Source organism: Sulfitobacter litoralis (assembly GCF_900103185.1).
GTDB classification, from domain to species: Bacteria; Pseudomonadota; Alphaproteobacteria; order Rhodobacterales; family Rhodobacteraceae; genus Sulfitobacter; species Sulfitobacter litoralis.
This window is the reverse complement of sequence record NZ_FNJD01000039.1, coordinates 1-11,009: the sequence shown is the minus strand read 5'-3', so window position 1 is coordinate 11,009 and position 11,009 is coordinate 1. Positions and strand designations below refer to the sequence as shown.

Annotated in this window: 11 protein-coding genes and 4 pseudogenes; 2 read left to right on the top strand and 13 right to left on the bottom strand. The window is 52.5% G+C overall.

Features of this window, described 5'->3' with window-relative positions; all coding sequences use genetic code 11:
• The 11 genes and pseudogenes from BLQ98_RS17565 to BLQ98_RS17520 all read right to left on the bottom strand — a co-directional run.
• Positions 1–246 (bottom strand): transposase (locus BLQ98_RS17565; RefSeq protein ID WP_141135383.1); only part of this gene is annotated, 246 nt, incomplete at its 3' end.
• A 112-nt stretch (positions 247–358) separates the two neighbouring features.
• Positions 359–634 (bottom strand): annotated as a pseudogene (locus tag BLQ98_RS17560) (transposase); the annotation flags it as partial.
• Positions 635–688: 54 nt separating this feature from the next.
• A pseudogene (locus BLQ98_RS17555) lies at positions 689–1,943 on the bottom strand (IS256 family transposase).
• A gap of 65 nt (positions 1,944–2,008) precedes the next feature.
• Positions 2,009–2,187: pseudogene (locus BLQ98_RS17550) on the bottom strand (IS1595 family transposase); the annotation flags it as partial.
• A 180-nt stretch (positions 2,188–2,367) separates the two neighbouring features.
• Positions 2,368–3,870, bottom strand: coding sequence for a DUF3987 domain-containing protein (locus BLQ98_RS17545; RefSeq protein WP_093734486.1), 1,503 nt, complete (start codon positions 3,868–3,870; stop codon positions 2,368–2,370).
• Positions 3,867–4,754, bottom strand: a complete 888-nt coding sequence (locus tag BLQ98_RS17540) for a DUF7146 domain-containing protein (RefSeq protein WP_093734485.1) — start codon at positions 4,752–4,754, stop codon at positions 3,867–3,869. Before BLQ98_RS17540 ends, BLQ98_RS17545 begins: the two co-directional genes overlap by 4 nt.
• A 2-nt stretch (positions 4,755–4,756) precedes the next feature.
• Positions 4,757–5,137, bottom strand: coding sequence for a hypothetical protein (locus BLQ98_RS17535; RefSeq protein ID WP_141135382.1), 381 nt, complete (start codon positions 5,135–5,137; stop codon positions 4,757–4,759).
• Positions 5,130–5,444 carry a hypothetical protein gene (locus tag BLQ98_RS18170; protein ID WP_141135381.1) on the bottom strand — a complete coding sequence of 105 codons (315 nt, stop codon included), beginning with the start codon at positions 5,442–5,444 and terminating at the stop codon, positions 5,130–5,132. The genes BLQ98_RS17535 and BLQ98_RS18170 overlap by 8 nt, the downstream gene beginning before the upstream one ends.
• Before the next feature lie 3 nt (positions 5,445–5,447).
• Positions 5,448–5,627: a helix-turn-helix transcriptional regulator gene (locus BLQ98_RS17530; protein WP_093734483.1), complete on the bottom strand. Its 180-nt coding sequence runs from the start codon at positions 5,625–5,627 to the stop codon at positions 5,448–5,450.
• 76 nt (positions 5,628–5,703) lie between these two features.
• Complete coding sequence (locus BLQ98_RS17525) at positions 5,704–6,573, bottom strand: hypothetical protein (RefSeq protein WP_093734482.1); 870 nt, start codon at positions 6,571–6,573, stop codon at positions 5,704–5,706.
• On the bottom strand, positions 6,570–7,766 hold the full coding sequence (locus tag BLQ98_RS17520) for a tyrosine-type recombinase/integrase (protein ID WP_093734481.1): 1,197 nt from the start codon (positions 7,764–7,766) through the stop codon (positions 6,570–6,572). The genes BLQ98_RS17525 and BLQ98_RS17520 overlap by 4 nt, the downstream gene beginning before the upstream one ends.
• A gap of 218 nt (positions 7,767–7,984) precedes the next feature.
• Here BLQ98_RS17520 and BLQ98_RS18650 point away from each other — a divergent pair.
• Positions 7,985–8,173, top strand: a pseudogene (locus BLQ98_RS18650) (DUF6538 domain-containing protein); the annotation flags it as partial.
• 120 nt (positions 8,174–8,293) lie between these two features.
• Positions 8,294–9,085 carry a site-specific integrase gene (locus BLQ98_RS17515; protein ID WP_141135380.1) on the top strand — a complete coding sequence of 264 codons (792 nt, stop codon included), beginning with the start codon at positions 8,294–8,296 and terminating at the stop codon, positions 9,083–9,085.
• A 37-nt stretch (positions 9,086–9,122) separates the two neighbouring features.
• Here BLQ98_RS17515 and BLQ98_RS17510 read toward each other — a convergent pair whose 3' ends face one another.
• Both BLQ98_RS17510 and BLQ98_RS17505 read right to left on the bottom strand, forming a co-directional pair.
• On the bottom strand, positions 9,123–10,124 hold the full coding sequence (locus tag BLQ98_RS17510; protein ID WP_141135379.1) for a helix-turn-helix domain-containing protein: 1,002 nt from the start codon (positions 10,122–10,124) through the stop codon (positions 9,123–9,125).
• A 604-nt stretch (positions 10,125–10,728) separates the two neighbouring features.
• On the bottom strand, positions 10,729–11,009 hold a 281-nt coding region (locus tag BLQ98_RS17505), incomplete at its 5' end, for an integrase core domain-containing protein (protein WP_141135378.1).

Genomic DNA, 11,009 nt, shown 5'->3' with positions numbered 1-11,009 from the left:
CTGCCGTGCCGTGTCGCCAGATAACCGGCGCTTGCCAGCTTCGAGAAACTCTTTTGACCAGCTGTAATACAGGCTCTCAGCAATACCCTCCCGGCGGCATAGCACCGAGATGCTTTCCTCGCCACGCAGGCCCGCCAATACAATGCGGATCTTCTCTTCAGCTGAATAGGTTTGCCGCGTCTTGCGGCGGATGTTCTTAACCACCTTCTCGGCGGCTTCTTTGGATGTCTGCGGCTTCTTCGTCATCTCGATCTCCTAATCGATAAGATGAACCAGAAATCCTCCCTTATTCAAATCCTCAAATCTGTCCCAAGGGTGCTGACGTCAGACACCTTTGATGAGGGGCTGGGCGGGCTATAAAGAAGCTTTCTACCATGTTGGTGTGATTGCCGTGGTCGCTGTAGATTTCGGAGTGGTTCACGCGGTTAACGTGGTAGCCCATGTACAATTCATCCCAATGCGATGCTTCATCTGCTGATATGGTGGACATGCGAGATACGTTCTCGTTCGCCAGTGCTACGCCTTCACCTTCGGGCATGCGCACGAATGGGAGGGTGCGGCCTTCACGCTCACGCATGGCGATGACGACGCGGCGCTTGCCTGTCTGGTTGAATTTCAAGCGGCGGTCCTTGCGGTGGGAGTATCCTAAACTCTGTGTATGAGGCTTAGCCCATGCGAGTTTGGCGGCTCATTTGTTGAACCGTTCTGGGTATAGGATAGCGAACTGATTGCGGGCAGCAACCCATTCTCTGACGGCCCTGCCTGTCTTTTCAAAACTGCGGATGGCCAGATAGATCAGCTTTGTCGCAGCATCATCAGTGGGAAAGCTACCGCGCGTTTTTGTGGTTTTTCGGATGACGCGGTTCAAGCTTTCAATCGCATTCGTCGTGTAGATGATTTTGCGCACTGCTGGTAGGAAGGCGTAGAACGGGATGACTTCTTGCCACGCGCGTCGCCAGCTTGGAGCGATTGACGGGTACTTTTGGCCCCATTCGGCCTCAAAATCAGCAAGGGCTTTCTCCGCCTCGGTGTCATCCGTGGCCTGATAAATCCGCTTGAGGTCTTTTGCGACGTTCTTGCGATCTTTCCATCCGCAGAAGTTCAGGGAATGGCACACGAGATGGACAATGCAGGTTTGGACTGTGGTCTCAGGGAATGCGGCATTGATGGCATCCACTGCCCGGCAGGGCATTGCGAAGCAATGTCCCGAGAGGGGGAAAGCCCTTGAGGCCGTCCACAACGGCGATCAGGATGTCTTCGACGCCGCGATTGCGCAGGTTGTTCATTACCGAGAGCCAGAACTTGGCCCCTTCGTTGTTGGCAATCCACAGGCCGAGAACCTCGCGTTCGCCCTCGGCGTTGACGCCCAGGGCTACGTAAACGGCTTTATTCTTGACCTGACGGCTTTCCGCATCGCGGATTTTGACCCGAAGAGCATCAAGGAAAACAATGGGATACATCGGCTCCAGAGCCCGGTTCTGCCAGTCTGATACTTCCTCCAGAACGGCATCTGTGACGCGGCTGACAAGATCGGCAGACACCTTCAGCCCGTAGACCTCTTCGAGATGGGCGCGGATGTCGCGGGTCGATAACCCCGCTGCATATAAGCCGATGATTTTGTCATCCATACCGTCGATCCGGGTTTGACCCTTCTTGATCAGTTCCGGTTCAAAACTCCCCTCACGGTCGCGCGGGACATCAATCGGCAGCGCCCCATCATTGCCCTTCAACGTCTTGCGCGACGTGCCATTGCGGCGGTTGCTCTGTTGGTTTGTGGGCTGGGTGTCAGGCTCATAGCCTAAATGCTCGGTCAGTTCAGCGCCAAGCATCCGTTCCATCAGGCGCACCTTCAGCTCTTTCATCAAGCCCTGATCGCCCAGTAAATCGTCCGCGTTCTCAACGCCGCTCAGCAGCTCGTCTAAAACTTCCTTGGATATCGTCATTGTCGTCATGCTCCTTCGTTAATGAAGCATGGGCCAAATTACTCATACACAGAAGATCGGACACTCTCCTTGCGGTCCTTCTTGGCGTTCTCTGGGCGGATATGACGCCAAAATATGCGCCATCAATCTCTACATGACCCTCCAGAACTTCGCCTGTGTGTACTTCCATCGCCATTGCTTCGCGCAGCTTTTGGGCCAGAACGAAGGCTGTCTTGTACTGGCACTCCAGATCACGAGACAGTTGATGCGTATTCCGGAGCATCCGGCCGGTCATTCCGATAACATCCTGCCACCTAAACCGGGGTATTCGGCCACCCTTGTTTAGCGGCTGCGAGGCCTGAGTTTATGGTTATCAGTTTTCACATTGCCAAAAGTCGATCCCTTTCATCTGTAATGTCCCCCCAGAAAATTTTTGGTCCTGAGATCAGACTAACTGCGAATGCAGAGCCGGATTTACTATAAATAGACGTGGGGGCCTTCCTCCTTGCGCCTTCACTACTGGGTCAACCGGACGGATACAGTCGCCTTCCTCCAGCATCGCCAGCGCAGGGTCTAGCTCAGACTTAGTGCCTAGTTTCTTGCGGCCAGTTTTCATGACTTCACGAGAAGTGAAGCGCTCCCATCCTTGCTCACGTATGAGCCCCACTAACTGTCGTGCGGCGCTCTCGACCTTTGGTGTTGCTGCGTCAGCATAGGCCCGCTGTGCCATAGGCAATAAATAGGTCTCAACTAGATGCGCAGCACGGCGAAAGTGCTGATCCAAGATTGAACGCGATTGCTCACCCCCTTCGGATGCCCAATCTAGAAGGGCAAGCAATAGCGCTATGCGTGCGGTCAGGCCGGGGAGCTTGCCTATAAACGACAACATCAATCCATCTGCCTTGCATTCCAATTCCTGCACCGTCAGGCGAAACTTATCCATAAGCTCACAGGCTTCTTCAGAAAACGGCATGAGAATAGGCTGAGCTTCTGCTTGTTCATCGACTACAAAGTCGAGCGTCAAAAGCTTTTCTAATACGCCTTCCATCATCGTTTCATCTGCCCAAGCTTCGGGGCGTCGCACAGGGGCAGGATCGGGCCAGATGGGCAGGAAGCGCGCCAGCAGCCCATCATCATCGGTTTTGAACAAGAGTGATTTTAGTCGAGCAGGTTGAATACCGCCCAACACGCTAATTGAAAGCCGTTCGATCGTAAGTGGTTCGCGACCGATCCGCTCAACGGTGAAACCACGGCCTCCGAACGCCTCAAGCCAAAACGGTCGGTCTGTTCCACCGCCCGCATAGCGCTGCATTCCCTCGAGCCATCCCGCCAGTTCATCGCGCATTTGCAGGGTGCCCCGCGGTTGGTGCTCTAATATGGTACCCAGCCGTTCTATCGTTCCATCATTTACAATCAGCCGTGGAGCATGAGGGGCAGGACCGATGTTACAGCCTTTGGGCTTATCTGGTGGCGTATCGCCTGATTTTATTGCTGCCTTTGCTGCTTCCTTCCACGTTTGTTCTATCAAGCGTGCGACCTCGGATTTTTCTGACCATTCGGCCAGCTCTTTTTTAGCGGTATTGCGTAGAAGTCGCTCGGCTTTACGGAGCGGTTGAATTGCTGCATCAATTCCTGGACTTTTTCCCGCGCTGGGCAAGCCTATAGACATGGTCCAGATGACGAGCGGTTCGGTCCATCCTGGCCAGATTTGCGCCCAGCGCGTGTTGCCGATTGTTGCAGCAGCCGTCGTAATCACCGCAGCGAAAACATAGTCGGCGGGGGCACCCTTGGATTCAGCTGCATCTTGCACCCATTTTGCCAGTCGCGGCCCCAGCACGTCGTGCAGGGGTAGTTTAGGAGCCGGTAAAAGTTCAGTTTGCAATAGGCGTTGGTTCGGCTCGGGCCACGAGGGCGCAAATGGTGTTTCCTGCATGGAGTGAATCGTCATGACTCGGCCCCTTCTAGCAAAACATCGTTGAAGTCGCAGCCATTCCCTGGGTCCAGAATTGAAACTTTCCAACCTAATGCGTGCGCCCGTTCTGCCAATGCATTTGCCGCCGCGCGACCGGGTTCATCTCCATCAGGAGCGATAGTCAGTAGCGCGGGCTGTTTGGGAAGGTGTAGTCCACGGATACCGCTGGTGGAAAGGGCAGACCATATGGTCACAGGTCCGTCAAGAAGCCCGCAGGAGAGGGACAAGCCTGTCTCTATGCCCTCTACAACAACAAGTCGAAAAGAGCCTTTACGCAGCCGTACCGCTCCGCCTTGCGTTCCGCCCAGCATTAGCTTGTCGCCACCTTCCAGCCCGGCTTTTCCTGAGCCATCACGAAGTAAGAAGGTCCGATGCACTGCGGGAAAGGGTACACCTTGAACTGCGGCGACCATTGCGGGCCAACACTGTGCAGTGGGCCCGTGCCAGACGTCTGGGTGAAAGCGCAGCGCCTCCGGCAAAGGGCAAGTAATGCCCCGAGCTTCGCGTAGGTATGTTTCAGCCAAGGTTCCTGATATTGGCTTAGCTTGCTTCCACAGCCGCTTTGCCAGTTCCGCCTTGCGCTGGATCTGCATGCGGCGGTATTCATCGCGTTTCGCAATTTCTGCAGAGCAGGGGTTCGAATTGTAGCCTACGTGAAAACCAGCCGCCGAAAGAATGTCAGTGAAGGCGCAGCCTGCGCGTTTGCAATGCGCAAGAAGCTGTCCACCGCTACCGGTGGACAGGGTCAATGCATTCTGCTGTTTGAGCATTTCAAGCTGGCAGCACGGGCAAGGTGCAGTCCCGTAGGTTTGATGCCACTTCCCTCCTAATGCCGATGTTATTTCTTGTGCATTAGTCATTGTTAGTTTGCCTTTTGTGCGACGTATAAATCGCGCAACCAATTTGTTTGGTTTGGAGACAGCGGACGCCCTTTCGTCAGATTTTTTTCCACATTCTGCACAAAACCGATTTCTTTGTGTGTTAGCCGTGAGAAAGAGTTGCCCAATAGCCAACGTGCCATCAGCAAAAGACCTGGGTGTTCAATGTGGCTTTTATCGTTCTGATGCACAGGGCGTGACACTTCGGACAGGCGTGCTGCCAAATCGTGAAGATCCAGTCCAGCTTTGTCGAGTGTGCGTTTAATAGCCTCCACGGTTGCTATCACTTCGCCGGTAGCCTCAGACGACAGCTTTGGAATAAGACGTTGCAGCCGTACGTTGAGTTCGGGGGAAAGGTCAGCCATTGCCTGCACCTCCCGCGATAATTGGTAGCTTTTTTGCATGTTTTGAGCAGCATTTCGCGTCCCAGCCCCATTGTGCACTAATATTTCCCCAGCTCTGGAAGCGGGAGCACTCGCTACCGCTATTAGATGTCGCAATCGCCATTGCAACCTGCAGAACTGACACGAAAAATGTGTTAGACACGGAAAGGGATGGATTGCTTTTTAGGGCTACTTTTTCTAATTTAGAATAGCTCGCCGCATTCGCATGGCTAAGCTTTTCACCCCCGGTCGCGCCCGCCAGCGCGCCGGGGTTTTTCTGTTGGGTCATCTACTACGAGGCCTGATCGCGCAGTTCGTGCAAGCAGGTGTCGATGTCTGATTCAAGCCAGTACAGCTTGCCACCAAGTTTGACGCCACGTGGGAGACGGCCCGCTTCGAAATCAAGATAGATGGCTGAGCGTGAACGTCCGCCCAGTTTGGCGCGAAGTTCGGTGAAGGTTATGAATTTCATGTCTTAACTATCCTTTTATGTGTTGGATAGCGCAAAGCTGGAGGTTATCGCCCAGACTGAAAATTGTGAAATAAATTTATAAATTAAAACACAAGGAGCGCGCCTGGTTCCATTTGTCTCGACCCGTTTGGTCTGTTTGCTGGCTTTCCGGATGAAGGGTAGATATTTCTGACCAACTTGCGCCTGCTTCTCGGGCGTCGAGCGTTCGCAGGTAAGACAGCCATTTCTTAGTATGCCGACGCACTTGTAATGCTTTGCCATGGCGTTCGAGCTGAATTGAAATAAGTATCTCGCGAGCCTCTTTTACCTGCTGGTCGATCGGCTTGTTAATGTCAAAATTGATCGCCAGCTCATGTTTTTTAAGTGCAACTGGGAAGTACCTGAAAGGCACGGCTGACAAACCTGTTTTTCTTTCAGACGTTATGGACGGTTTTCTCGTCGCCGACATGTCCTGCCTCTGAGGGACGCAGTACCATTTGTTAAAGTCACCCTCGTCGTAAATATAGTCTTTGGGTATCCTGCCGCCGTCTGTAATCTTAAAGCTTTGATAATTGGCTAAAGGTTTGATTATCCCTGAAGGCTGATTGCCAATTCTTGGGTTAGGAACAGAAATATATCCGAAAAGGTCGGCACAGTCTGGGCTGGATACTCCAAAGCCAGGCTCCGAAGGCAGCCCCTCGAAGCTTGAGCTTGCTATATTTGGGGCATTCTTCATCGCTTGGTTAGATCGATATTGTGCTTTGGCACGATCATCAAAAAACTTCCGAAGATCTTCTCGACGTCTGAAAAACTCCCAGCGCCAGCGATCTAGTGTCCATTTTTTTACATCACCATAGGTCTCTTCGTCGCGCCAGTCTGGAATGCCCCAGTCATTTAGAGCAGGGCGAGTTTCGGAAGTATTGTCAGTTTTGTCGTGCCTATCCGGTCCCTTTTCTTGCCTCGTCATTTCAGCGCTCCCAACTGCATAAGTTGTCTAGGGCCGCCTGTGACGTGATCCGCCCAACGTTCAGCCAGCTGTCTGCGTTGGTCAAGAAAGTCGGTTCTGCGATACGCTCGAACTACGCTGGAGTCGACGAAGTGCGCTATCATCGCTTCGGCCACTTCATGCGGCGCATCGGTAGCTTCGGCTAACCAAGTGCGGAGCGATGCGCGGAAGCCATGCGGGCGTGCCTCCAATCCGTGCCGTTCCATGTGCCGAGAAAGCGTCATATCACTGATCACTCCGCCGCGCGAATTCGGGAATAGAAATCCGTTTCGGGCATGTGGTCGCGCCAGGGCAATCAAACGCTGTGCTTCCCTTGAAAGCGGCACGCGGAAAGCTGGTGTTGCACCCTTGCGGCCCTTCATATCTTCACCTGGAACCGTCCAAACGTCATCTTGAACTTGGTCCAAACGCATGAAACGTATTGGTTTGGATCTTGTGCCCGGGTTCAGGATTAGCAATCGTAAAGCAAGATGGGTTAGCGTCGGTTCTTCCAGGCTTTTATAGAATTGAGGTATATCTATCCAAGCCATCGACGGAATGTTCTTTGCTACGTGTCGAGATTTTCCCAGAAGCGCTTTTGCTTTTTCGGGCGCTTGCAAATCAACATCTAAGCCCAGTGCCGCGGCATGGCGGAGTACGATTGAAAGTCGGTTTAGTGCCTTGCGGGCTGTGTCTGCCTTCGTGTGCCAGATCGGGGCCAGAACGTCTCGAATGTCACGTTGGTCAAGGTCCGTAATTGGTACCTTTCCAAGCTTTGGCAAAACATGAATATTGAGAGGTGATAGCCAGCGTCCCGCTATTCCGTCACCCTTCAAGTCGGCTTTACGGGCTTCGAATGCGTCAGAAGTAAGAATAGATAAAGATATGTCTTCGCGTCGCGCGGCGCGACTTTCGGCCTCACGCTCTTTAATGGGGTCTCGCCCCATAGCCGCCAGCATGCGCCACCGGTCACTGAGTTTGCGGGCGTGGGCCAATGACAGGGCTGGGAAGCCACCGAGGCCCATTTCTCTACGTCTACCATGAACCGTCACGCGCAAAACCCATTGTGCGCCACCATCATCACGTTTCACCAACCAAAGCCCAGCGCCATCGCAATGTTTACCAACGGGTGCGGCCTTAACGAATTGAGCTGAAAGTCTGTTGGTTGCTCGCATTTTATGTCCCCCTCTATATCCACCCTAAGGTAGTGGTTAGGGATGGACAGAACAAGCTACATCAGGACACAAATGGCCATATCTAAAAGGGGATATTGATATTTTCGTACAAATAAAAACTAATGTAAACAGGTGGTTAGTGCTGTCCCTGGGCACCATTTTTTATCATAACCTGCTGATATACCTCGGTTTCTTTGAGAAACGCGCGGGCGTAGGACATGGTGTATGACAATTTGGTGCCTTTCTCGTTCACAAAGAACGGCATATTCTATTTCGAGAGACGTGTCCCAACGGACCTCTTGAGGCATTACGACACACGGAAAATTTCATATTCTTTGAGAACGAGGTCCGCGCAGGTAGCTACAACTCGGGCTAGGCGGGCGGCTGATCAACTCGACGAATACTGGTACTACCTCCGTTGCAAGGATGCGGAGCTGCCCGGCAAGCACCGCTTGCGGATGACCTCGAGTTCCGCCCAGGCAGCGCCAGAGGTGGCGATAGGCGACGCTGTGCTTCTATCTGAGGCCGTGTCTATCTATCTTAAACAAAAGGGTCATGGGCGTCCTGTGACCTTTCACAGGGCTGCGGAGCGTTTCTGTGGGTACGTGATCGACGTCGCGGGAGATAAAGACCTTCGAGGCTATACGAAGAAGGACGCCAATGCCTTCCGGGATGCGCTGATCAAGCGCGGGCTGTCGGGGAGCAGTATCACCCGCATCTTCGGCATCGTCCGGTCCGTCACTAACTTCGCAGCAAGCGAGGCAGGGGTGTCGTTCAACAACCCTTTCAGCGGGGTATACTTCGACCGTCAGGCTGGGGTGCAAGAGCGTGAGCCGCTAGCGGGAGAAGTAATCGACACTGTGCAGGCGGAGTGCGTTTCACTGGATGACGACCTACGTTGGCTTGTGGCGTTGGTTTCTGACACAGGTATGCGCTTAGCTGAAGCGACAGGGCTAGCTTTGACCGATCTGGTGGTGGAAGGCGACTGTAAGAAAGTCATCATCCGAGAGCACCCCTGGAGACGCCTCAAAACGGCTGGTAGCTCCCGGGAAATTCCCCTTGTCGGTAAGGCGCTATGGGCCGCTCAGCGTATCTACTTTCATGCAGCGGGCCAAGTTCACGCCTTCCCCAGGTACAACAGAGGCCAGCTAACGAATGCTAACTCAGCCAGTGCGGCATTAAATAAGTGGTTGAAGCCGATGGTGCCGACTGCGTGTACCATTGTAGATATGTACGGGCTCTCGGGACACTTTCACATGCGCTGGATCGCCGCGACTATCAGTAGCGTGGTGTACCCAATTCGGAAAAGTATGGGTTAGGGGAGAGCTATGGGCGACGGCGATTGATTGACTGAGGTTACTTAGAGCGATTTAAAGTTTCGGAAGGCAGTTCGCCAAATCGATTGCGATATATCTTGGCAAATTCGCCCATGTGAATGTAGCTGAAACTCGCTGCAATCTGACTGACAGTTTGATCTTGATCCGCTTCAAGGAGTGCTTTGCGGGTTACCTGTAATCTTTGCTCGCGAATGAACTGGCCCGGCGTGCAGCCGCGAAACTTTTTGAAGTTCAGCGTCAAGTTTCGAACGCTGATATCAAGCGCACTGGCTATTTCGGTCAGTGTTGGCGCATCGGCAGCGTATTCAATTATATATTCTTCTGCGGTGCGTACGATGCGCGGAACAACAACTTTTTTTCCTGCGCTGATATCTATACCTGACTGGGCCGCCCAACTTCGGACCAAATTGGAGCAAAGGGTTTCTTCTATGTGTCGGATGTTCTGCGCCGAAATCGGCTGTGACGTTTCGGCGACCAAGCGCATTATGTAGCGCAGGCTGGAGTTCCAAAAGGTATTATCGCCGCCGAAGGGTGTTTTAGGGCACCATGTGCTGCGTTCAGGTAAGTTGCCAAACCAAGAGTAGCTAATTTCGTTGAGTAGCTTTTGATCGAACGCGAGATGCAGCTGGACAGCATCGTCGCTTAGTCGAGAGCTATGGCCCGTTTTGGCAAGATCAAAGAGGAAGCTATCGTCGACCTTATTTAGGTGCGCCGTACTGCGGCTAAGGCTCGGAACCGAATAACCTTGCAAATTCGTTGCAGCGACCACAGGAGCGCCGCTAAGTTCATCCGCACTAATTTGGGTCGACGTGCCGTATGAGGTTCGCATGAGCCCAATACGGCCCAAACTTGCTGAATATAGGTTCGCCTTCGGGGGCTGCAGTTTTTCCAAGGGAACTGCATCGACTGGTGCGACGCGGTCCCTTGCCCATTCGGATAGATCATCCCACCGATCTAGCTGCACTTCGTCCATGCTGTGGATCAGCGTATCCGTAATATCTAATAATGACGATCTATTCACCTATGCAACCCCGCACTTGTTAAATCGCTAACCGTTAGTAAACAATAAGAAATCCTTCTGGTGGCATTCGGGGAGGCAATGATGGCATCTTCTCGCCTGGTAGCCTAAACTGAACTCTAACGCTTCCGATCAATTACACACGTATCAGTAGTATGTAACAACCTGTTAATTTCTTTCAAGGCGCATTGAAGAATTTCTTGTTGTAGGGAGAGTGAGGGAAAACTGAGCTTTAAAACTGATGCCGTTTTTCGATGTCAGCGACTTCTTTGCGATATGTGGTTTCGATTAGCCGGATATGATTTTCTAGCCGATCAGAGAATGATCGGCTGTCATTACAGGAGTCCGTGCGCTTTGGGTTTGTATATTTTTTGGGCCGATCGCTTGCCTGCAGTAGGAAAATGCTGTTTGGATTTTAAAAATAGATTGGCAGTAAGGCTCGAATATGTTCGGCAATGCTCGTTTTCTTCGTGGCCGGAGTTTATGAGTGCACCATCCAATATTATTGATCAAACTATTGGATATAGCTGTCGAATTGGCGAAATAGATGGGTATTTCGAGAGGGGTGGGTAATCCCCCCATTTTTAATGGGGTCCAACCGTAGAATTCAGGCGGCTGTTTTCAGTTTCATGGCGGGTGTCATGCCGCCGATACCCATGTTGGGTCGCTCGTTGTTGTAAGTCCAGAGCCATTCAGTTGCTTGGTCTTGTGCCTCCTCAATGGTTTCGAAGATGTATTGCCCGAGCCATTCGCCGCGAACGGTGCGGTTATAGCGCTCAATGTAGGCATTCTGTTGTGGCTTGCCCGGCTGGATGTATTCCAGTCGAACATTGCGTTTCTCTGCCCACTCCATCAGCTTACCACTGATATATTCTGGGCCATTATCGA